The 24,243-nt window shown below is 32.1% G+C and carries 19 protein-coding genes; 8 read left to right on the top strand and 11 right to left on the bottom strand.

Going from position 1 to position 24,243, the window contains the following annotated elements:
- Position 1: 1 nt before the first annotated feature.
- The 3 genes from EYD46_RS00485 to EYD46_RS00475 all read left to right on the top strand — a co-directional run bounded on the left by EYD46_RS00485 (position 2) and on the right by EYD46_RS00475 (position 2,611).
- Complete coding sequence (locus EYD46_RS00485) at positions 2–1,129, top strand: peptidylprolyl isomerase (RefSeq protein WP_130935095.1); 1,128 nt, start codon at positions 2–4, stop codon at positions 1,127–1,129.
- 64 nt (positions 1,130–1,193) lie between these two features.
- Positions 1,194–2,114 (top strand): prolipoprotein diacylglyceryl transferase, encoded by a 921-nt coding sequence (gene lgt / locus EYD46_RS00480; RefSeq protein ID WP_130935094.1) that lies wholly within the window; start codon positions 1,194–1,196, stop codon positions 2,112–2,114.
- The gene (locus EYD46_RS00475) at positions 2,039–2,611 is read left to right on the top strand and encodes a DUF192 domain-containing protein (protein ID WP_308807853.1); all 573 of its coding nucleotides are present in this window, start codon (positions 2,039–2,041) and stop codon (positions 2,609–2,611) included. The genes lgt and EYD46_RS00475 overlap by 76 nt, the downstream gene beginning before the upstream one ends.
- Positions 2,612–2,614: 3 nt before the next feature.
- On the opposite strand, the gene EYD46_RS00470 is transcribed toward EYD46_RS00475, so the two are convergent.
- From EYD46_RS00470 to EYD46_RS00440, 7 genes are all read right to left on the bottom strand, one after another.
- The gene (locus tag EYD46_RS00470) at positions 2,615–4,981 is read right to left on the bottom strand and encodes an outer membrane beta-barrel family protein (protein WP_130935093.1); all 2,367 of its coding nucleotides are present in this window, start codon (positions 4,979–4,981) and stop codon (positions 2,615–2,617) included.
- A 238-nt stretch (positions 4,982–5,219) separates the two neighbouring features.
- Positions 5,220–6,692, bottom strand: coding sequence for an IMP dehydrogenase (guaB, locus tag EYD46_RS00465; RefSeq protein WP_130935092.1), 1,473 nt, complete (start codon positions 6,690–6,692; stop codon positions 5,220–5,222).
- Positions 6,693–6,767: 75 nt separating this feature from the next.
- Positions 6,768–9,245, bottom strand: a complete 2,478-nt coding sequence (locus EYD46_RS00460; protein WP_130935091.1) for a TonB-dependent receptor domain-containing protein — start codon at positions 9,243–9,245, stop codon at positions 6,768–6,770.
- Positions 9,226–10,590 (bottom strand): HTTM domain-containing protein, encoded by a 1,365-nt coding sequence (locus EYD46_RS00455; protein ID WP_371870102.1) that lies wholly within the window; start codon positions 10,588–10,590, stop codon positions 9,226–9,228. Before EYD46_RS00455 ends, EYD46_RS00460 begins: the two co-directional genes overlap by 20 nt.
- Complete coding sequence (locus EYD46_RS00450) at positions 10,580–11,719, bottom strand: imelysin family protein (protein ID WP_130935090.1); 1,140 nt, start codon at positions 11,717–11,719, stop codon at positions 10,580–10,582. Before EYD46_RS00450 ends, EYD46_RS00455 begins: the two co-directional genes overlap by 11 nt.
- Positions 11,720–11,816: 97 nt before the next feature.
- Complete coding sequence (locus tag EYD46_RS00445) at positions 11,817–13,100, bottom strand: DUF4856 domain-containing protein (RefSeq protein WP_130935089.1); 1,284 nt, start codon at positions 13,098–13,100, stop codon at positions 11,817–11,819.
- Positions 13,101–13,298: 198 nt separating this feature from the next.
- A complete protein-coding gene (locus EYD46_RS00440; protein WP_130935088.1) occupies positions 13,299–14,162 on the bottom strand; it encodes a hydroxymethylglutaryl-CoA lyase in 864 nt (287 codons plus the stop codon).
- A gap of 112 nt (positions 14,163–14,274) precedes the next feature.
- Here EYD46_RS00440 and EYD46_RS00435 point away from each other — a divergent pair, with 112 nt between their 5' ends.
- The gene (locus EYD46_RS00435; RefSeq protein WP_130935087.1) at positions 14,275–15,207 is read left to right on the top strand and encodes a T9SS type A sorting domain-containing protein; all 933 of its coding nucleotides are present in this window, start codon (positions 14,275–14,277) and stop codon (positions 15,205–15,207) included.
- Positions 15,208–15,297: 90 nt separating this feature from the next.
- The gene (locus EYD46_RS00430) at positions 15,298–17,304 is read left to right on the top strand and encodes a T9SS type A sorting domain-containing protein (protein ID WP_130935086.1); all 2,007 of its coding nucleotides are present in this window, start codon (positions 15,298–15,300) and stop codon (positions 17,302–17,304) included.
- A gap of 6 nt (positions 17,305–17,310) precedes the next feature.
- On the opposite strand, the gene EYD46_RS00425 is transcribed toward EYD46_RS00430, so the two are convergent.
- Positions 17,311–18,345 carry a quinone-dependent dihydroorotate dehydrogenase gene (locus tag EYD46_RS00425; protein ID WP_130935085.1) on the bottom strand — a complete coding sequence of 345 codons (1,035 nt, stop codon included), beginning with the start codon at positions 18,343–18,345 and terminating at the stop codon, positions 17,311–17,313.
- A 147-nt stretch (positions 18,346–18,492) separates the two neighbouring features.
- Between EYD46_RS00425 and pepT the strand changes: the two genes are divergently transcribed.
- The gene (pepT, locus tag EYD46_RS00420; RefSeq protein ID WP_130935084.1) at positions 18,493–19,740 is read left to right on the top strand and encodes a peptidase T; all 1,248 of its coding nucleotides are present in this window, start codon (positions 18,493–18,495) and stop codon (positions 19,738–19,740) included.
- Between the two features lie 35 nt (positions 19,741–19,775).
- Positions 19,776–20,375, top strand: coding sequence for a YdeI/OmpD-associated family protein (locus EYD46_RS00415; RefSeq protein WP_130935083.1), 600 nt, complete (start codon positions 19,776–19,778; stop codon positions 20,373–20,375).
- 61 nt (positions 20,376–20,436) lie between these two features.
- On the opposite strand, the gene yajC is transcribed toward EYD46_RS00415, so the two are convergent.
- From yajC to nusB, 3 genes are all read right to left on the bottom strand, one after another.
- Positions 20,437–20,736 carry a preprotein translocase subunit YajC gene (gene yajC / locus EYD46_RS00410; protein ID WP_130935082.1) on the bottom strand — a complete coding sequence of 100 codons (300 nt, stop codon included), beginning with the start codon at positions 20,734–20,736 and terminating at the stop codon, positions 20,437–20,439.
- A 12-nt stretch (positions 20,737–20,748) separates the two neighbouring features.
- Positions 20,749–21,222, bottom strand: a complete 474-nt coding sequence (locus tag EYD46_RS00405; protein WP_130935081.1) for a DUF1573 domain-containing protein — start codon at positions 21,220–21,222, stop codon at positions 20,749–20,751.
- Positions 21,223–21,308: 86 nt separating this feature from the next.
- Entirely contained in the window at positions 21,309–22,256 is a 948-nt protein-coding gene (nusB, locus tag EYD46_RS00400) for a transcription antitermination factor NusB (protein ID WP_229731243.1), read from the bottom strand.
- Positions 22,257–22,458: 202 nt separating this feature from the next.
- On the opposite strand from nusB, the gene EYD46_RS00395 reads away from it, so the two are divergent.
- Positions 22,459–24,219, top strand: coding sequence for an ABC transporter ATP-binding protein (locus EYD46_RS00395; RefSeq protein WP_130935080.1), 1,761 nt, complete (start codon positions 22,459–22,461; stop codon positions 24,217–24,219).
- The last annotated feature ends 24 nt before the right edge of the window (positions 24,220–24,243 follow it).

The following is a 24,243-nucleotide window of genomic DNA, read 5'->3' as shown; positions in this document are numbered from 1 at the left end:
CATGTTTAAACAAAACACTGCCTGCATTTTATTTGCAGTTGTTTTCATTCTGGGTGTATCTGGTTGTAAATCTCAATATCCAGAGTTAGAAGATGGTATTTATGCAGAAATTAATACTACAAAAGGTAAGATGATTGCCAAGTTACACTATAAGAAGGCTCCTATTACTTCAGCTAATTTTATTTCTCTAACTGATGGTACTAATACTTTAGTCACAGATTCACTCAAAGGAAAGAAGTTTTATGATGGCCTTATTTTCCATAGAGTTATGGATAAATTTATGATTCAAGGTGGAGATCCTTTAGGTACTGGCTTAGGAAACCCTGGATATCGTTTTATGGATGAAATTCATCCTGATTTAAAACATGATAAACCAGGCGTATTAGCCATGGCTAATGCGGGCGCAAATACAAATGGAAGTCAATTTTATATTACCGAAGTCCCCAGACCAGATTTGGATAACCGATATAGTGTGTTTGGCGAATTAGTTATAGGGTTGGATGTACAGGATTCTATCTCTAATGTTAAAACTGACAATAGAGACAAACCATTAGATAGCGTTGTTATTAACCAACTAAATATTATTAGAAAAGGAAAAGAAGCCAAACAATTTGATGCTCCAGAAGTATTTAAAAATCATTTTATAGAGAGAGAAAAAAAAGAAAAAGCTCAAAAAGCTCGAAGAGAAAAAATTTTAAAAGAAACTGTTGAAAAGCATACTAAGCAAAAACAGGACGCTGTAACTTTAGAATCTGGCTTAAAATATTTTATTTCAGAAAAAGGTAATGGAGCACCTTTAAAAGTATTTTCCAAAGCAAAAACACACTACGCTTTATTTTTTGAAGATGGTACTTTACTTGATACTAGTAATTTAAATCTAGCTGAAACGTTAGAAGCAGTTAATGAGAGGAAAAAAGCTGCAAATAGGTACATTCCTATCACTGCCGATTTAAGTCCTGATGCACCAATGATTGCCGGATTTAAAGAAGGATTACAACAACTTAATGTTGGAGATAAAGCTACTTTATTTATACCTTACCATTTAGCATACGGAGAAGCAGGTATTAGAGGAATTCCACCAAAAACTAACCTTATTTTTGAAGTTGAAATTTTAAGTTTAGCCAAATAGCTAAACAAAATTTTAACAGATAAGTGTTGTTAAACCTTTATATTTACGCAGTAAAACAATTTTCATGCACGCATTAAAATTTGATTGGAACCCTGTAACCGGGATAGATATTATTGGCAATTTCAAGCTACACTTTTACAGTCTTATGTGGATTGTAGCCTTTCTTTTGGGGTTGTACATTATGAAACGTATCTACACCAAAGAAAAAGTAAAATTAGAGTATCTCGACCCTATGTTTATCTATGTAGTATTATCTACTATGCTAGGAGCACGTTTAGGGCATGTTTTGTTTTACCAATCTGAACTTATAAGTCAAGATTTCTTTAGTATTTTTCTACCTTTTAAATTTAAAGGTGGTTTTGAGTTTACAGGCTTTCAAGGGTTAGCTAGCCACGGTGCCACTATAGGTATCATTATAGGAATGTACCTTTACAGAAGAAAATACACTTATAAATCCTTATTATGGATTTTAGACCGTTTGGTAATACCTGTTGCTTCTGGTGCAGTTTTTGTTAGAATTGGTAACTTTATTAATTCTGAAATTATTGGAAAAGCCTCTGGAGATTTCCCTCTTGGTGTTAGATTTATTCAAGAGTATTATAATAAATATGAAGTACAAAGCATTACAAAAATTAGAGATGTGCAAGACGCATATAATGCCGTAGCTAATAACCCTGAATTGTTAGAAGCCGTTCCTTACAGGCACCCTGCACAATTGTATGAATCCTTTTGTTACGTTTTTGTATTTCTAATTTTATGGTATTTCTATTCTAAAACTTTAAAACGTGAGCAAAGTGGATTTCTGCTTGGTTTATTTCTAGTTTTACTTTGGACAGTTAGATTCTTCATTGAATTTGTAAAAGAAGCTCAAGTTGATGAAAGAGCCACTTGGGCATTAAATACAGGACAATGGTTAAGTATTCCATTTATACTAATTGGGCTTTACCTTATGTTTGGCTACAAGCCAAAAACATCTGCTACATAGGTATGACACGTTTTACGAGTTTATCTTTTTTACTTCTTATATCATTTAACTTGGTAGTACTATCGGCATGTAAAGAAGAAAAACAACAGGTAAAACAAACAGAAGTAATATTCTCGAAAGAGGGGAATCTTTCAATTTTTAATACTGAAAATGATTCGCTCAAAGTAGAATTAGATATTGAAATTGCTGATACTGACTTTGACATTCAAACTGGCTTAATGTACCGCAATAGCATGAAAAACACACAAGCTATGCTATTTGTTTTTAAAGATGAACGTGAACGTTTCTTCTATATGAAAAATACCAGAATTCCTTTAGATATCATATATATCAACGCCAATAAAGCAATTATAAGTTTTCAAAAAAATGCTAAACCTTTTGATGAATCGTCACTACCCTCAGAAGCTCCTGCAAAATATGTCCTTGAAATTAATGCTGGTTTAGTAGATGAATGGGGGCTTAAAGTAAAAGACTCTATTGTTTTTACTAAAGACTAAAATTTAACGCCTCTTCCCTCCTGAATATTCCATAGCTTCTCCTTTACCAAATCCGTAACTGAAGCCAATAGCTATAAATCTTCCACGCCTGCTCCAATTGTAGGCATTTGAATTATCCTGCGTTATAAAGTTTTCAAAAAATCGAGATTTAAATACATCACGTATACTCAAATTGATAACGCCTTTATCTTTTAATATTTTTTTACGCATACCAATATCTAAAAATGTATTTGCACTTCTTACACCTTGTACAGTTTTTACTTTTGATATATGGTTCCCTACAGCTTCTAGATCAATTTTAGCTGGTAACTTAAACTTTGCCATAAGTTTAGCCCCCCATTGGTCTCCATTAAAATCAAAAACAGTAGATTCAAAAGTTCCTTTTCTGTTGAATTGATTGTAATTAAAATCAACATTAAAGGTTATCCACTTAATAGGGCTATACTTTGTATTAAACTCAATACCAAGGGTACTATTTGTACCTACATTCTCTGGCATACGCGTATTAACATTATTCTCAAATACAGAAATTCGCTCTATTACATCAGTTGTGTAGCGATGAAACACTCCTAAATTTAAAGATGTTTTGCCAATATCTATAATACTGGTTAGCTCATAGGAATCTGTAAACTCTGGCATAAGTGCTGGATTGCCTTGACGGATCGTAAAATTATTACGAATATTAAAAAAAGGATTTAACTCCCACATGCCTGGTCTATTTATTCTCGCTGAATACCCTGCTTGTAATGATACTAGATCTGATATCTTATATGATGTATGAATGCTTGGAAATAAATTGGTGTAATTTTGATTATTGCTCTCATTTGTATTTACAAGAAGTGTAGTTAAATCGGTTTGTTCTAAACGTAATCCTGCTTTTATACCCCAAGCTTCGTATTCGTATCCTCCAATAACATAAGCCCCTAAAACTTTTTGATCGAACTCAAAATTATTAGTAAAACCCAAATCTGTTTGAAATTCGCCGTTAACTAAATTTTGAACTTCAAAATCATTACCAATATCATTGATTACATATTGAGCACCAGTTTCCATAGTCCAGACCTCAGAAAATGGCTTAGTATAATCTAGTTTAAATATATAGGTATTATCAGAGTAATCCGTTCTTGTATTTTGTGTATTGTCTCTATCTGTTCCCGAAATAGTAGTATCTTGAAATAATGAAGTTAAATCCTTTGCAAAAGAATTCCCTGTAGCACTTAGTAGTAAATCATGATCTTCATGATCTTCAAAATCTCGCTTGTACACTAATTCATATTGCCATTTAGGATTTGTTGCTTCTGTAGTTTCAGTACGATTCCATTCAGAAGTTAAATTATCATTCCCATCTAGTGCCTTAAAATTAAGATCTGATGGTTGGTCTTCTATTTCATAAGCAAAATTTCCTGACAGTGTAATGACACTATTGGGATTGATATAATAATCTGTTCCTAAAGTAATATTGTAGAATTTTTCGACTCTGGAATCTTTACCTTCACTTAAAATTGAAATACCACTTTCTAAATTTTCATTAATATTTTCAGAATCCCGAGGATAAACTCTTCTTCCTAATCCAACCTGTGTAAACAAATTAAATTTTTCTGAACGTTTATTTAAACTCAATCCAAAACTATTATTATCAGGTATACCTGCATTAACACTAAACGCACCATTTATACCTTTTCGTTCATCTTTTTTGATGACGATGTTAATGATACCTGATGTGCCTTCTGCATCATATTTGGCTGAAGGGTTTGTGATTACCTCTATTCTATCAATCATATCTGCGGTAATACTTCCTAAAGCACCTCCATCATCGGTTAATATTGAAGGTTTTCCATTAATTAAAACCTGTACTCCAGAGCTTCCCCGTAAACTTATAACACCTTCAATATCAACATTTACAGATGGCACATTATTTAAAACTTCTAATGCACTTGCACCAGTACTACTTAAATCTTTTCCAATATTAAATACGCGCTTATCTAGTTTAAATTGTGAGGAAGACACCTCAGCTTCAACCAACACTTCTGCTAACTGTTCGGTATCTTCTTTTAGTGTAATAATCTCTAAATTGATTTTTCGCTTTGTTTTATCAAACTCAGTTATCGTTTTTGAAACAAAACCTATAAAACTTATTTGTATATAAAATTGCTTTGAGTTTGTTTCTATTTTAAATGTACCATCTTCTTTGGTTATTACTCCTGTTATTGTTTCATTTGTTACCTCATCAAGTATAGCTACAGTAGCATAAGGGAGTGGTTGCTTAGTAGTTTCTTCAATAACTTTACCTCGAATTTCAATACTTTGTGCAGAGATAAGGCTTCCGAAGCAACACATGAAAATTGTATAAAATAACTGTTTCAAGCACATTTTAGAAAATAAACTATAGTAACTCTGTAAGAGCGTTGTGATAATTTTGAGCGAAGTTATAAAGTATTAGTAGTTAAACCCTAACACCTTTTAAAAGTTTTAACAAAGATTTTTAGCGTAATTTTTAAAAACTTCTGTTAAATAGTAATTAAATTGAAGTAATCAAAGCTTCTTAAACTCAAAAATGTGTACGCTTTAAAAAAGGATACACATTTTCAAATTCAAAAAACGAGAAATTTTATCTAGAGTAATTTGGAGATTCTTTAGTAATGGTTACATCATGTGGATGACTCTCGTTAATACCGCTAGCCGTAATTTTTACAAATTGACCATTATCTTGAAGTGCGGCAATGTCTTTTGCTCCACAATATCCCATACCAGCTCTTAATCCACCAATAAATTGATGGATGCTCTCAAACAATTCACCTTTGTAAGGTACACGTCCTACAATACCTTCTGGTACTAATTTTTTAATATCATCTTCCACATCTTGGAAATAACGGTCTTTACTACCTTTTTTCATGGCCTCTACAGAGCCCATACCTCTGTAAGACTTAAATTTTCTTCCTTCGTAGATAATTGTTTCTCCTGGCGATTCTTTAGTTCCTGCTAAAAGTGACCCTAACATTACTGTATCTGCCCCTGCTGCAATAGCTTTTGGAATATCTCCTGTATAACGAATACCTCCATCTGCAATTACTGGCACTCCTGAACCTTTAATAGCGGCAGCTACTTCTAAAACCGCTGAGAATTGAGGAAATCCAACACCTGCAACAACTCGTGTGGTACAAATAGAACCTGGACCAATACCTACTTTTACGGCATCTGCTCCTGCTTCTACTAAATACTTTGCTGCAGCTCCAGTAGCTATATTTCCTACTATTACGTCTAACTTAGGGAACTTAGATTTCACCTCTTTTAAAACACTTACCACACCTTTGGTATGCCCATGTGCCGTATCAATAACCACTGCATCAACACCTGCATTTACCAAAGCCTCTGCTCTATCAACCGCATCTCCCGTAACTCCTATAGCAGCAGCAACACGCAAACGTCCATATTTATCTTTATTGGCGTTTGGTTTTTGACTTAGCTTTGTGATGTCTCTAAATGTAATTAATCCAGACAATTTATAGTTATCGTCAACAATTAATAACTTTTCAATTTTATGTTCCTGTAGAATTATTTCTGCATCTTTTAATGAGGTACCTACTGGTGCCGTAACCAATTTTTCACTGGTCATTACCGCAGAAATTGGTTTTTTCTTTTCGTGCTCAAAACGTAAATCTCGGTTTGTTACTATACCTTTTAGCGTACCATCTTCATCAACAATAGGAATACCTCCTATACTATGCTCTGCCATAGCACGTTTTGCATCCTTAACCTTAGCATCCATAGACAGCGTAACAGGATCTATAATCATACCGCTTTCTGCACGCTTTACACGTCTTACTTTTTGAGCCTGCTGTTCTATAGTCATATTTTTATGTAGTACACCAATACCGCCTTCTTGAGCCATAGCTATGGCCATCTTACTCTCGGTAACTGTATCCATAGCAGCAGAAACTACAGGAACGTTAATTGTTATGTTACGTGTAAACTTTGTTTGGATATTTACTTCGCGGGGTAAAACTTCTGAAAAAGCTGGAACTAGAAGGACATCGTCGTAGGTTAAACCTTCTCCAAGAATCTTATTTTGATGTGCTATCATGATGCAATTACGATTATAATTGCGTGCAAATATACACAAAATAAAGGAACAAAACGTTAAATTTATATTTACAAATTAAAGCTTTATTTGCAATGTTGTGTACCAGTTTCTTGGTGCAGATGGAATAATTCCTGGTCCTGGATACCCTGTAGCTCTTCTTGTAAAATAATTATTATCCAAAAGGTTATTAATTCCAACTTCTAGTCTAAAATTTTTAGAAAAGGTATATGATGTAGATAAGTCCATTATGTTATAAGCTGGTATAGCTCCATCTACCGTGTCATCATTGTTAGGATTGTAGGGTGAGTTAGTCGCATCTGTAAACTGCTCTGACAAATAAGAGTATTGTAAAGATGCTATAAAATCTTTGCAACCAAATGAAACTCCTGTTCTAAAATTTACCTCAGGAATAAATTCTATTTTATTACCATCTAAGCTACCTTGTTGAGTGCTTGAATATTCTGATGTGGTCAATGATAGGTTAGAAAACACCTCTAATTTTAAATTATCACTTTCTTTAAAAAATGTTTCTTTTAAATTCCATTGAATTAATGACTCCAATCCTAATATGGTAGCTTTCCCAACATTTCCTCTAACCCATTGCGCCCTATATGGAGGTTCTGAACTAAATATCTGCCCTATTCTGTTATCATATAACAATGAAAATACATTCACGTCATAAGAGATAATTTTCTTTAATGTACCTCTAACACCTAAATCTATTGTATAGCCTGTCTCGTCTTGTATTTCTGGATCTACTACAAAAGAAGGATTTACTGTTCTAATATCTGAAAATGTTACCGAACGGTAATTTTGTGAGAAATTAAAATAAGATTCAAAATAAGGTTTTGGTTTATAGCTAAGTCCAACACCCAATAATAAAAAATTACGTTCTAAATTATTATTATCTGGAATAAATGTAACTGTAGGATTACCACCTTGTAAATTCGGAATGCTTAAGAAAGCACCTTGGGATTCTGTTTTTATATACTCAAAACGAAAACCAGGAGTTATAGAGAATTTATCATTTATATTAAAAATATTCTCTCCAAAAAATGCAAGGTTTAAGTTTGGGTATTCAAATTGGTTTTGATTTGGATATCTAGGAAATTCATCAGTTCTAAAACTAAAATCAGCATCTGTTCCCTTGCTTCCTGGCCCTTGCTCTGATGTGTTATTTGCTTTATAAAACTTGGTGCCTAATAATAAAACTGAAGGTTGTTCTTTAATATTATATTCTGTAATTATTCTTGCTTCAGCACCAAAATTCTTAAAATCTCCTACTATGAGATCCCGCTCAAAATCAAAATTGCCTAATTCGTCTACTTCATCACTATTTACATCAAAAATATTAGCATTTTCATCTAAAGGATTTGTTCTAAAACCAATAGCTTTTCGGGAAGCATCTAATGCAAAAACACTTAAGATACCACTTACGTTATTAGAAAATTTATGATTTAGTTTTAAATTGAATAAATTCCAATCCACTTCAAACCAGTTTCTTGTACGGTAGCTTTGTTTGGGGTTTTCTAAAAACTGAACATCAGATAAACCTCCTGCTTGTTGTGCCAAATAATGAAAATAAGTGTACTCTGCACTTATACTTGTTTTATCATTAAATTGATATGCTACAAAACCGTATGCATTATTGGAATCAAAGCTAGAATTAGGTCTGAAACCATCTCCTGTTTTTCCATTGTAAAATACCGAATACTTAAACTTATTTTTAGTACCACTTAAAGAGGTAAAATTTGTATAAGTCCCAAAAGAAGCTAAAGTGTTTCTCGTAATAAACTCTATTGGTTTTAGGCTAGGATTTCTAAATTTAAAATTTACCAATCCTCCAAACTGAGTACCGTACTGTAATGAAGCTGCTCCTCGAATTATTTGAATGCGGTCTAATGCTTCTGTAGGTGGTGTGTAGTAACTTTCTGGATAACCCAATACATCAGCACTAATATCGTAATCATTTTGGCGTGTATTAAAATTTGCTGTTCTGTTAGGGTCTAAGCCTCTCCCGCCAATATTTAGCTGTAGTCCGCCATCGTTACTATCATATATATTTAAGCCTGCAACTTTAGCATAAATTTGACGTGCATTATTCGTAGATTTATTTGCCAATTCTTGATCCAGCAAAACAACTTCAGATTTTTTACCTGCATAAATATGAATACCTTCAACTGGTTTTAACTTTGTTAACCCAAAAGCTTCTTTCTTTTTATAACTTAAAACGACTTCTGATAATTTCTCTCCTAGGGGTTCCATTGTAACAATAATGCTGTTTGTATTTTTTAAAATAACATCAATTTTATAAGTTTTGTAATTGTACTCAAAGAAAATCAAGTTATATGATACGTTAACATCTAGTTCTGATAAGTCTACATTTCCATTAGTATCTGTAAATCCAATAAATTTTCCTGATTTGGTATACACTTGAACACCTTCAATAGGTTTATTGGAATCTTTATCTAATACTCTGGCTTCAAAACTTTGTGCTGTAATCCCAAGAGTTATATAACAGCATATTATAAAACTATAAACCTTTAATTTCATCTTCAAATGGTAATATCCAATTTTTGTGTGCAAAATTATCTTTTACTTTTAATAAATCAATACCTGGGTCGATAAAAGGTTTACTTAACCTTCCGTTCAGGGAAATATACCCTTCAGCAAACACTCCTATATTTTCATTATTTAATTCTTTCTTGTAATGTGCTCCTAAAAAATGTGCATATTCCACAATAAAATCTGGTTGTGTAGTCATTTGTTTTTGTTGAAACTCATTTAAAAAATATTTATTTTCTACTGTAAAACTGTTTCCTGTATTATAATTTACAATTCTAAAAGTTGTAAAACCTGCCTTTTCAATTAACATAACGCGCCATGAGAACCGGTAACCTTCTTCAGTCCAAAATAATTCATCAGGGTAGCATAAATATCTAAACGGAAATACTAATTGAAATAACATAAATACTGCTACCACACCTAATATTAGCTCTCGATATTTTAATTTATATATAGCCCTGATTTCAGTAGACTTACCTTTGATGTTTAGTAAGTTGGAAAGAATTCTTATTATTTTTTGATGAAATTCTCCACTAAAGAAAATAAGTGTTGCACATATCATTATAAAAGGAAACATCCCTATGGGAAATAGTATGCGCGTAAAGACATGAAAAATTACAACCAATACAAACGCAAACAGTCTAGTTTTTGACATTAAAAGCAAAAAGGGTATGGAAAGATCGTATAATGCGCCCCCCCAACTCATAGCATAATGAAACCATGTATCGTTCATAAATTGTCCTATAAGCGGTAAATCTGTTTTGGACGATAACCAAATTTTTAAAGGCTGCGCTCTTAATAACCAATCTGAATTGAGTTTAGCCAGTCCTGCATAAAAATAAACAACTCCTAATAATAATTTAATACTGTCTACCGTCCATGATGGTACATAATTGTAACTTACTTTTTTAATACTGGAGTCTAACGAAAACGTAGAATTTAGAGGTAAAAAGCACAATAAAAAACTTAATATACTAACAAAGTAATAGTGATTTAAATATGTGGTTTTATCTATCAACTCTATGTAAGTAAATGATAAAAAAAACAGGATAATAGATAAGCGATATTTAAATCCCAGAATAATACCTATACAAGCTGTAATAGCAATAGCAAATAAAACATAGGTATATTCTCCCCAAGTAGTTACCCAGGAAAACCCATAATATTTAAAATGAAAATTTGGCTCTATATAAAATTTAAAAACCCAATCTTTTGATAAAAATCTAAGAAGACTAAAAAGCATAAGCATACCAAATAAAATGCGAAAAGCGGCAAGTGAAGCCGCTCTCGATGTTTTATTTAGGTATGATTGAATACTTTGATTAATCCCCATCGCTATCTACAAAATCAATAGTAAGGTTAAAAGCATTAATAGCATTTGATTTTATAGCAACTACAAAATCTTGAATAGCATCAAAAGCTGCGTCAAAATTAGGATTGTAATCTTGGGTTTGTAAATAAAAATTATCTGTGATGTTATTATTGGCAGCATCAATATTACCAAATAGTTGCACAATGTATACATCTAAAGACATATCAGCACCATCTACCATAATTGTTGTCCCTAAAGATTGAAGGTATTCTTGTAAACCAGTTGTATTAGCATTATTACTATAACTTCTACCATAATAAAAATCTTGTATAGCATCATAAGCTTCAAGATAAAGTGCCTTAGAATTTTCTGGACTGTATAGAGATTCTACAGATTCTGGACTTGAAGAAACCGATATATTAGGAAATATATCTCTATTTCTAGTACCAGATGGTGTTGCTATTTTAGCTTCTCTAAAAGATTTCTCAGTATACTGTACAAAATCGTTTACCTGAATACTAAAATATGATGTTTTGGTGTCATCAATACTATTAAGATTATCAGCTTTAGTAACTTCAAAATCTGTAATAGCTTGATCAGTTAGTGTAACTATTCTACTTGTTAATCTTTTGATATACGCCACGTATTTAGCATCCTGATATTTAGCAATTATTTCATTATCTGAAACTTCTACACCATTTAGCAAATAATCCAATGCTGGTAGGCCTTGAGATTTATTAAGTACTGTTCTATCTAAGTTTACTTCAATATCACTGTTGATATTATCAGTTATTTTATCGATCTCTGTTGGGTAACTGTACATATCTAAAGCGTAACTACCACCGTAGAAAAACATTTCTACATGCTGCCATACTTTAGCTGCTTCAAACAAATCTGCCCTAGCTTGGGATAATGTATTAGCATCTGGTGCATCAGCAAATGCGATTACAGACGCATTTAAGCTTTCTACTTTACTTTTTAAATCGTTCACAGCTGGTAATAATAAATTATCTACCCAACCAGAAGTTAAACTTACTCTATTAAAGTTGTCTCCATTATCTCCACCATCATTGCCATCATCAGAAGAGCTGGAACACGCAAAAACAAATACCCCAATAATAACTGGTATTAAATATTTTATCTTTTTCATAGGTTTTTATTTTTCGTTGCAAATGTAACCACAAAAAGAGGTTTAAAAAAACCTCTTTTTGAATTAATATATTTTTAAAATATCATTTTATAGTATCTTAGTTTACTACATCTTCAAAGGTCCAAGACAATCCACCAACACCTTTAGCTGCTATATCGTCTGCCATATTTCTTAATTCAGTAGAAGTTACATCCCATAACCCACTACCTGCATTTAATGTAGCAATAAAAGCATCTACTTCAGCGTCAGTAAAATATTTACTACCGTTAGCATTCACTACATAACGTAAACTGTTAACAAATCCATAGCCTTCACAAAGATCATGGAATGCATCTTCAGTATTCTTAGTTTGATCGTCTAAAATCTTAGCTCCACCTCCTAAGTAATGTACTGCTCTAACAGCAATAACTAAACCTAATTTTTCTCTTAATATCGCTATTTGAGCATCTCTAGTTGTGTAATCTTTGTCAACAATAGCAATACGTCCTTTTACAAACGCTTCAAAAATATCTTTTTCTGTACCAGAAAATTTGGCTAATCCATCAACATTATCAAGGTATTTGTAAAGTAAGTTTTCTTTAGTGATATTACCATACACATAACCAAAAGCCTCATCCCAATGATGCTCCATGGTAGTATAATCTTTGCCTTCAGCTATTTTACCTTCATCATTAAACTTACGATAGTCTTTTGTTCCATTAGCATCATCGCCATTCTCATTGTCTAAACGATTTAAATAATGATTTACAGCTTGATCGTAAGCTAAAGCCCCCATTAAAGATTTGGTAAATAATTGATCTAACTCAAACCCCTTAGCATCAACATAACGTGTAGAACCATCTGCATCAAGAAATGTACCTGCTTGTCCTGCCGCAGCAGGAGTAGACCAATCTGCAACAACTGCATCATGCCCCACAATAAAAGCATCAACAGCTTCAACATTCATTTTTCCTTGTCCAGACTCATTTTTATTTGAGCCAAATAAGCCTATAGAAGCAGATGTTTTTGATCTTAAAATTTTTGTAGTTTCATTTAATGAAGCATCGTCAAAACCTGTACTTGTACCATCTATTCCTTCAAATTTAACTTGAATATCATTTGAGCTTACACTACTACTTTTTAGGTTTCCACCTATTTCAACAGCCTGTTTTAGTCGTGTAGTTTGTCCACCAAAGCTTACTGTAGAACTATTATCTCTTACAAATAAAGTAGAATAGTTATTAATGTAAGTTCCTGTATTATCTCTACTAAAGTTAGTAACATCAATAAAATCTGAAACTTCTAATCCTGAAGTTAGATCTGGATTCACTGCATCATCATCGTTAGAACACGACTGGAAAAAAGATGAAGCTACAAATAAGCTTAATACAATTTTTTTCATAGTTTAAATTTAGCGTCTTTTTATTTAGACTTATTATAAATAGATTTTCGACTGCAAATATAAAAGGGAAAATTACTTCAGCAAAGTTTATTTAGATTAAATTTAAATAAAGATTTAATAAAAAACACAATCTATTGTTTTTCAAACATTTAAATTGTGTTAAATTTTGAAATTTAACATTTAGATAGAATGATGGCCTTAATGAAAATGATTAAAAATTTTGGAAGCTTCATTATGGGCACTCTCAAAGCTTAGAGCATCTAGGTTATTTTTTTGTTTAGATGTGAAGTATGATAATAATTTCTCTGTTGGCATATTACCCGTAAGTTCATCCTTTGCCATAGGGCATCCGCCAAACCCCTGAATAGCTCCATCAAATCTATTACATCCCGCTTTGTAAGCTGCATCTACTTTTTCAAACCAAGACGTTGGTGTGGTGTGTAAATGAGCCCCAAATTCAATATCAGGATATCTTGGAATTAAATTAGAAAACAAATAATCTATACTTTCTGGGTTTGAAGTCCCAACAGTATCACTAAGTGATAATATCTTAACTCCCATATTTGCCAATTTTTCAGTCCACTCTCCTACAATATCTACATTCCAAGGATCTCCATAAGGGTTTCCAAAACCCATCGAGATATAAACTACAACTTCCTTTTTAGCTTTATCGGCTATTTCTAAAATCTCAGAAAGTATATCTACAGACTGCTCAATTGTTCTGTGCGTATTACGCATTTGGAAATTCTCAGAAATAGAAAAAGGATAACCTAAATAATGTATTTCATTATGTTGGCTCGCATCGTTTGCTCCTCTTGTATTTGCAATAATAGTTAGAAGTTTACTTGTGGTTTTACTTAAATTTAATTGTGATAAAACTTCAGCAGTATCTACCATTTGTGGAATGGCTTTAGGAGATACGAAACTTCCAAAATCAATGGTATCAAAGCCCACACGCAACAAGGATTGGATGTATTGCACTTTTTGTTTTGTTGGAATAAATTGTTTTATGCCTTGCATCGCATCTCTAGGGCACTCAATTATTTTAATAGTTTGCGACATGAAGTTTTAAAAATTTAGAGAGCTAAAAATACTATTAATTTTAAAAATGTAAGTATCTATAATTTATAACGACTTAATATCTTAATTTCATTCCATTCTAAATATTACCACTATGAAAAAAATTACTTTCTTTATAATGCTTTTAGTGTATTCCTTTTCTTTTTCGCAAAGTACTGCTAATTATGATATTTCTGTTACCACAATCTGGAATACAACAGACCACACATCTGTTCCTGGGAATGCACACTGGTCTCCTTTAGCTGGGGCTACTCATAAAACCGCAAATACAGTCTTAGAATTTGGTGTTATTGCACCAGTGACAGATGGTATAAAAAATATAGCAGAAACAGGGAACACAAGTGCTTTTAGTAGTGAAGTAAATACTCTTATTGCATCTAATGAGGCTGATCAGTACCTACAACAAGGGTTTTCCCCTTTTGCAGGAAATAATAGTAACTCAACATTAACTAGTGTATCTGTTAGTGAAGATTTTCCTTTAATTACTTTAGTATCAATGGTTGCTCCAAGCCCCGATTGGTTTATAGCCATTAATAGTCTAGACTTAAGATCTGGAAACCCTTCTATAAATAATGGTTGGAGAGATACATTTACTATGGATGTTTTTGCTTATGATGCAGGAACAGACTCAGGAACTGATTACGGTTCTGGAGATGTAATTACCACACCTAGAGCAGAAATTAGCATGGTTTCTGGGTTTCCTATTAATGGAAATAGAATGGCAACTATAACGTTTACATTTAATTCCTCTACATTAAGTGATGATTCTTTAGATAAAAATATAAGTAGTATAAAAGTTTATCCAAACCCTACATCAGGTAAAATTACTATTTCTAATATCCAGAATACTAATTTAAAAAGTGTTGAGATTTTTTCAATCCTTGGTAAACTAAAGCAACACCTTTTCGTTGAAAACACAGCTAAAAACCTAGATCTAGATATATCAAATTTAACTTCAGGTATCTATCTATTAAAGCTTAATAATGAAGACGGTAACAACAAAACTCAAAAATTAATAGTGAAATAATCACACATCGTCGATAAAAGATTTACACTTAACGTTTTTTTTACAGAAAATTAAAACCTTAGGGTACTTTTGGTGCAAACTATTCGCCCCATGAAGTTTTACCCAAATTTAAATACCCTCACACTTGCAATATTATTATTGCTAGTAACAGGTGTATTTGCCCAAAATTCTTCTAACTTCTGTGGTACAGAAATAACTCAGGAATCCTTATCGTACTTTCAAAGTTTTCAAGATGAAATAAAGCTTCATGAAAATGAGTTTATAGCTATTTCAGAGAAAGCTAGAAAATCTGGAACCAATAAAAACACTACACCTACTCCGTTAAACTCTATACCAGTAAAAGCCTACATTATGAGATCTTCTTCTGGACATGGAGGTTTAAGTCAAGACGAATTATACAAGGCTATTAATGATTTAAATGAAATTTATGCTGATGCTTTCATGGAATTTTTTCTTTGTGATGGTGTAAATTATATAGATAATGACGAATTTTTTTATAAATTTAATAGAACCGAAGAAGCTGATTTAACTGAAAATTACTATACTCCTGGAGTTATTAATATCTATTTCACAGAATATGTAGAAGTAAGAGCAGGTATAGGTCTATGTGGCTATTCAAATACCTTTGGTGGTGCAGATATTATTGTAATGAATAATAATTGTGGTACTAATGGTACATCTCTAGCTCATGAAATTGGGCATTTCTTTTCTTTAATGCATACTCATGGTCCAGATAATCATAAGCTAACTACAGAATTAGTTGACGGTTCTAATTGTGATACTGATGGAGATATGATATGTGATACTCCAGCAGATCCTAAATTAGGAACAGGTAATGTTAATAGCGATTGCGAATATACTGGTGGCCTCAAAGATGCCAATGGCGAATTATACAAGCCAGATACTGAAAATATAATGTCTTACTCCAGATCTAGTTGTAAATCCCATTTTTCTGAGCAACAGTTGGCTAGAATGTACGCATTCTACAAGTCTGCCAGACAGTATCTATCATGTCCATCAACAAATGTGGATTTTACTGCTGATAGTTTTCAAGCTTGTGAAGACGAGCTAACTGTTAGTTTTACAGATTTAAGTGTTGGTGCTACTTCATGGCAATGGGATATTGATGGAGATAATATAATAGACTATACAGAACAACACCCTACACATACTTATTCAGAAGGTATTTATGATGTAACACTAACCATTACAACTGGTAATTCTTTATATAAAACTGAAGGAGATAACGACAGTAACCTAGCAAAAACGATTAGCAAAACGTTTTCTCAAATTATTAAAGTTGGCACTCACGAAGATACTTCTATGACTGTAAACTTTGATACATTCGATTTTGCTAGTTCTAACGGTTGGTCTGCTATAGATGTTTCTGGTAATGGATTTAATTGGTTAATTAATTCAGGAGAAACCGTATCGACAAATACAGGACCAATTCTTGATAAGACCAGTGGAAATAGTTCTGGGAATTACATTTATACAGAGGCGTCAGGATCTAAAGAAGGGGATATTGCAGACTTTGTTTCTCCATGTATTAGTATTAATGAAAAAAATGCTACCCTAGAGTTTTATTATCACATGTTTGGAGACAATATAGGAGAACTTCATATTGATATTGAAACAAGCGATGACTACATCTTTGATGCAATTCCTACAATTAAAGGAGCTCAACAAATCAATCAAGCTGAAGACTTTATCATGGCGTCTGTTAATTTATCTCGTTTTTATGGACAAACTATAAATATTCACTTTAGAGCCATTCGTGGTATGGGATGGGCTGGAGATATTGCTATTGATGATATTAAAATAAAAGGAAATTCTATAACGCAAAAAAGCGAAAATAAATCCAATATAAAGTTGTTTCCAAACCCTGTTACCAATAATGTATTAAATATTGTATCTACGTCAGAAAAACTGAATTCTGAGCACTACTTTACTGTATCTAATCTTGTAGGTCAAGTGTTTTTACAAGGTAGTTTACATAGCAGTAAACAAATTGATGTTTCTGAGTTACCCAAAGGTTCATATCTAGTTACTGTAGTAAACGGTAGAAATGTAGAAGTAAAACAGTTTATTAAGTAATTTAATTTATTGCTTTTTAAGTATAGCTTTGTTGATACGTTTTATCAAACTCGGACCTTCATAAATAAATCCTGTATAAATTTGTAATAAATCTGCTCCCGCATTTAACTTATCTAGTGCATCTTCAGCAGAATGAATACCACCAACTCCTATAATTGGAAATGCCTTTTTACTTTTATCTGCAAGGTATTTTATAACCCTAGTACTCTTTTCTTTAATAGGTTGCCCGCTAAGCCCACCATTTCCAATAGTTACAAGCCTATCTTTTGAGGCTTTCAAATCACTTCTATCAGTAGATGTGTTACTTGCTATAACGCCATCAAGATTTGTATCTTTTACTAGATCAATTATTTCATCTAATTGTCCATCATTTAAATCTGGAGCAATCTTTAATAAAATTGGTTTTTGGATTTCAAAAGCATTATTCTCCACTTTAACAGCCTCAATAAGTTCTTCTAAATAATCCTTGTCATTAAGTTTTGCATGACTTCCTACATTTGGACAACTCACATTTAATACAAAATAATCTACATAAGGATGTAACGCCTTAAAACATTCTAAATAATCCTTAGTGTAATCTTCTGGTTTAGTTGCTGTATTTTTACCAATATTTCCACCTATAACTAACTTCCTTTTATTCTTTTTTAATTGTGAGATAGCCGCCTCTAATCCCTCATTATTAAACCCCATTCTATTAATGATACCTTTATCATCTTTTAAACGGAATAACCGTTTTTTAGGATTTCCTGCTTGCCCTTTTGGAGTTACTGTTCCTATTTCAATAAAACCAAATCCAAAATTTGCCAGTTCGTTGTACAAAACGGCATTTTTATCAAATCCTGCTGCAAGTCCTACGGGATTTTTAAACTTCAATCCAAAAAGGTCTCGTTCCAAACGTTTATCTTCTATGATATACAAACTTCTAAATAAAGCAGATACCCCAGGTATTTTTGAAGTGGTTTTTACAAGACTAAAAGTAAAATGATGAATTTTTTCTGGATCGAACGCAAAAAATATTGGTCTGAGAAGTGTTTTGTACATCGGTAATATTTATGCAAAAATAGGTTGAAATGCTGTAAATAAAAAATTGATATTAAATGCGTGTAATTCACTTCAAATTTTAATAAATATTGTAAATTGTGTAAAGGTTATCTGTTAACTCAACCACAAATTAAACTACATTTCTATATGATTTCAAAAGAAGATATCATTAAACGCTTTATAGGGTATGCTACTATTGATACTGAGTCTGACCCAAATTCGAATACAACACCAAGTACCAAAAAGCAATGGGATTTAGCTAATAAACTTGCAGAAGAACTTAAAACTATTGGTATGCAAGATGTATCTATTGATGATAATGCTTACATCATGGCCACTTTACCAAGTAATGTAGATTATAAAGTTCCAACTATAGGTTTCATTTCTCATTTTGATACCTCTCCAGATTTTACAGGAGCCAATGTAAATCCACAGATTGTAGAAAATTATCATGGCGGTGACATTGTTTTAAATAAAGAACAAAACATCGTATTATCTCCTGATTATTTTGAAGATTTAAAGCTTTACATTGGGCAGACGTTAATTACTACCGATGGCACTACACTTTTAGGAGCAGATGACAAAGCAGGAATATGCGAAATAGTTTCTGCTATGGAATATCTTATTAATCATCCTGAAATAAAACATGGTACCATACGCATTGGGTTTACTCCTGACGAAGAAATTGGCAGAGGTGCTCATAAATTTGATGTGGAAAAATTTGGTGCAGATTGGGCCTATACCATGGACGGCAGTCAGATAGGGGAACTAGAGTATGAAAACTTTAATGCTGCTAGTGCAGTTGTAAAAGTAAAAGGTAAAATAGTACATCCAGGGTATGCAAAAGGCAAAATGATTAACTCTATGCATATTGCTACAGAATTTATTAATTCTCTGCCAAGAATTGAAACACCAGAACATACTGAAGGATATCAAGGTTTTTTTCATTTACATGATATAGTAGGTAATGTGGAAGAGACTATACTACAATACATTATTCGCGACCATGATAAAGATCATTTTGAGGCACGCAAAGAAGTCATGCAAAAATTAACTAATGAACTGAACACACAATATGGCAGGGAAGTTATCATTACCGAAATAAAAGACCAATACTACAATATGCGTGAAAAAATTGAACCCGTAATTCATATTGTAGATATAGCTGAAGAGGCTATGAAACAAGTAGGTATTACACCTCTAATTAAAGCCATACGTGGTGGTACTGATGGCTCTCAGTTAAGCTATATGGGGTTGCCTTGTCCTAATATTTTTGCAGGAGGTCATAACTTTCATGGACGTTACGAATATGTTCCTGTAGAGAGCATGATTAAGGCTACGGAAGTAATTTGTAAGATTACGGAGTTAACAGCTACAAGCGCAAAAGTTGAATAGATAATACCAAATCCTTATAAGAGGATTCTTGTTTTATGAAAAAAGTCCACTCCGTAGAAGAATACATCGAAGACAATACTAATTACAGTGAAGCCTTAGCGCTCTTACGTTCTATATTTCTTTCTACCGAATTAGAAGAAACCATAAAATGGAGCTTTCCTGTGTATACGCTTAAAAATAAAAATGTGGTAAGCTTAGGTGCATTCAAAAATCATTTTGGCATTTGGTTTTTTAATGGCGTATTTCTGGAAGATGAATTAAATATTTTACAAAACGCCCAAGATGGAAAAACTAAAGCGATGCGACAAATGCGCTTTACCTCTATTGATGATATCGACAAAAACGTTGTTTTAGCTTATGTTAAAGAGGCCATTGAAAATCAAAAATTAGGTAAGGAAATAAAACCTGACAGACGTAAAAAAGAAGTTATTATCCCAAAAGAACTTAATAATGCGTTTAAAAGCCATTCGGATTTAAAATCAGCCTTCAAAAAACTATCAAATTACAAACAACGTGAATATTGCGAATACATTTCAATGGCAAAACGTGAGGCAACAAAACAAACACGTTTAGAAAAAATTATGCCGATGATTTTAAATGGAGTTGGTTTACACGATAAGTATAAAAACTGTTAAAAAATCAAAAAAGCTTTCCAAATATGAAAAGCTTTTTTAGTAGTTAGTTTTTATTTAATCTTTATTTTTTTGAAGCAACAGGAGCATTTAATTTATTACTCATCTCCATTGAAATTGCGGAACGATCAAACTTTAATTTACCTGCCAAAGTTTCAATAACACAAGAGTTATCTTTATCGTTTAACTCAGCTACTTTGCCATGTAAACCACTTTTGGTAATAACTCTATCTCCTTTTTTTAATTCTGCTGCAAACTTCTTTTCTTTTTTTGCACGTTTCATCTGTGGTGCAATCATAAAAAAATAAATTACCACAAACATTAATACAAATGGCAATAAACTGCCGAATCCTCCTTCTCCCATTGGTTTTATAATTTAGCTTTTAGCTGGTTTTGCTTTATTTGGGTCTGGTTTTACAAATGCCGTTATTTTAACACTCTCCCTACCACTTTCAGTATTTGCAGTAATATTAATAGTTTTTGAAACCTTGTTAGTACCACTACCATTAAACTTTACTGTAAATTTACCTTCTTCTCCTGGTGCTAAAGGTTCTCTACTCCAGTCTTTTGGCACTGTACAACCACAAGTACTTTTTATATCAGTAATTACTAAAGGTGCTTCTCCTGTATTTTTATAAGTAAAAACAGTTTCTACCTGAGTTTTAGCCTCAATCTCTCCAAAATCGTGCTCTTTTTCATTAAATGTTAATACCGGAAATTTTGACGCCACAGCATCTCTTTCGGCAGCTTTAACAACATTTGCTTCACTTATTTTTTTAGTAGCATCCTCTTTACAAGATGTAAAAGCTACCAAGCATAATGCGCTTAATCCTAATAGTATTTTTTTCATAATTTCTCGTTTTATGATTTGGTGCGTAAAAATAGTAATAATTTAACTGTTTAAAAACTTTTATAAGCTTCTTAACAGGGGTAAAGCTATATTAAACCACGCCCCACCTTATTTAGTTTATCGGTACTTTTATATTCTTTTACTAATTTATCTAAAATACCATTAATAAATATACTACTCTTTGGCGTTGAATACTCCTTGGCTATTTCTAAATATTCATTAATAGTAACCTTTACAGGTATTGATGGGAAATGTTGTAATTCACATATCCCCATTTGCAGCAAAACATAATCCAAGCTCGCTATCCTATCTGCATCCCAATTTTTAGTTTTCAAAGCTATTTCATTATTAATAACCTTGGTATTTAATATGGTTTTTTGAAATAAATCAATTGCAAATTGTTTATCATCTACATCTTTATAAAGCTTGGGAGTAAAGTACTCTTCAGAGCTTATTACTTTTAACTTTCGTAGTAATTTTAAAATAGTAGTATTTACAGTTGGTAAATCATCTAACCATGTTAAATTCTTATCTTCAATGTAATCGTAAAGCTTTTCGTTTGGAGCTATAATCTCTTTAAAAATATCAATAAAGAAATCTTTATCTTCTTTGAAGTCTGATGTTCTAGTTTGCATATAATCTTGGTATATATCACTTTTAACAATTGCTTTAAAAATGATATCCACATACTCACTATCCAATTCCCAATTAAAGGATTTATTATCTTGAATTTTCTTTACAAGTGTTTCATTTTGTTCGATAAATTGAAATACTTGATTATTAACAAATTTCCTATTGGGATTTTTATCTTCAGAAGTTGCTAAATGCTTTTTTTGTTTATTTTCAAGGTTTTGTGCTGCTCGCTTTTTAACTTCTAACAATAAAGCTATCATGAGCAAATACAAATTGTACATATTCTCTATACTAAACAGTAAAAACTTTTCATCTTTTTTCAAATCATCACTTTCGCTACCATTAAAAGCATAAATGGTTTGCATTACTTTAACGCGAATATGTCTTCTGTTTAGTATCATTACAAAGAACTTAAGTTAAAACGTATACTATTGTTTCTTACCTTTTATGTGGGCAAAAATAAAACTATTTTAATAAAATTAGCTCTGATTTTTTGTTTTGTTTTGGTTATTTCTTTTAGCTATTATTTAACAGTTATCAAATTCCTTAGCACAACAATTGTACATATAATGGCGTATATTTGCTACTTATTTTTTTATTTCAGTGAAAGAACTCAAGCATCTTAATAAGTACTTTTTAAAATACAAAACCCATCTTCTCATTGGGGTTGTAATTACTATCATTGCTCGAATTTTTCTGCTATTCACACCTCGGTATATAAGACGTATTATTGAAATCATTGAAAATAAAGCGGGACTTAGCGATACCGAAATTAAAGGCGAATTGTTAGAAGCTATATTATATATTATTGGAGCTGCTATAATTGCTGGATTGTTTACGTTTTTAATGCGACAAACTATTATTAATGTGTCTCGTTACATAGAATACGATTTAAAAAATGAAGTGTATACACAATACCAAAAATTATCTCTCAATTTTTATAAGAAGAATAGAACTGGAGATTTAATGAATCGTATAAGTGAGGATGTAGGGAGAGTTAGGATGTATGCAGGTCCTGCTATTATGTACAGTATTAATACAATAACGCTGTTTGTTATTGCATTAATTTACATGTATAATCAAGCACCAACACTTACATTATATACGGTAATACCACTACCAATTCTTTCTGTTATTATTTACAAGCTAAGCAAAGAGATACACAAGCGCAGTACCGTTGTACAAGAATACTTATCAAAGTTATCCACATTTACACAGGAATCTTTCAGCGGTATTTCTGTAATTAAAGCGTATGGTATTGAACCTAAAACCTCAGCAGATTTTAATGCACTTTCTACAACAAGTAAAGACAAACAATTACATCTTGTAAAAGTACAGGCCTTGTTTTTCCCGATAATGATCTTATTAATTGGTACTAGTAACCTTTTAGTTATTTACATAGGTGGTATGCAATATATTAATGACCAAATAGAAAGCTTAGGTACAATTGCAGAATTTATTATTTATGTAAATATGCTAACATGGCCAGTGGCAACTGTAGGTTGGGTAACCTCCATAGTACAACAAGCCGAAGCATCACAAAAGCGTATCAATGAATTTTTAAAGATTGAACCTGAGATTAAAAATGAAGTTGTTAGCCCTACTAACATAACAGGAGACCTCTTATTTAAAAATGTGTCTTTTACTTATGACGACACTAATATCCAAGCATTAAAAGATGTTTCTTTTGAAATTAAAGCAGGTGAGACCCTAGCTATTTTAGGAAAAACAGGTTCAGGAAAATCTACAATTTTAGATTTGGTTGGTAGGCTGTATGACATAGATAAAGGACAAATTCTTTTAAACACGATAGAAATTAATCAGCATAATTTATCCAGCTTAAGAGAAAGTATTGGCTATGTGCCTCAAGATGCTTTTTTATTTTCAGACTCCATTAAAAACAATATTAAATTTGGAAAAGAAAATGCTACTGATGCCGAGGTAATTAACGCTGCAAAAAATGCTCAAGTTCATAAAAACATTGTAAAGTTTAGTAAAGGTTATGATACTGTTCTTGGCGAACGTGGTATAACACTTTCAGGAGGGCAAAAACAAAGAGTCTCTATTGCCAGAGCAATAATTAAGGCACCACAAATTTTATTATTTGATGATTGTTTATCTGCTGTTGATACTGAAACTGAAGAGAAAATACTAAAAAACCTCTTTAAGGTTTCTAAAGGAAAAACAACTATTATTGTAAGCCATCGTGTATCATCTGCCAAAAATGCTGATAAAATTATTGTTCTAGACGATGGAAAAATTATTCAAGAAGGCACTCATGAAACTCTTATAAACTTAGAAGGTTATTACAAAGAACTATATTTAAAACAATTGAGCGAATCTTCTGAAAAGAAAAACAAATAACTTTCAGTTTAAAATAAATTATTA

It is taken from the genome of Hyunsoonleella pacifica, from assembly GCF_004310335.1.
Classification (GTDB): Bacteria; Bacteroidota; Bacteroidia; order Flavobacteriales; family Flavobacteriaceae; genus Jejuia; species Jejuia pacifica.
This window is presented reverse-complemented; position numbering and strand designations above follow the sequence as displayed.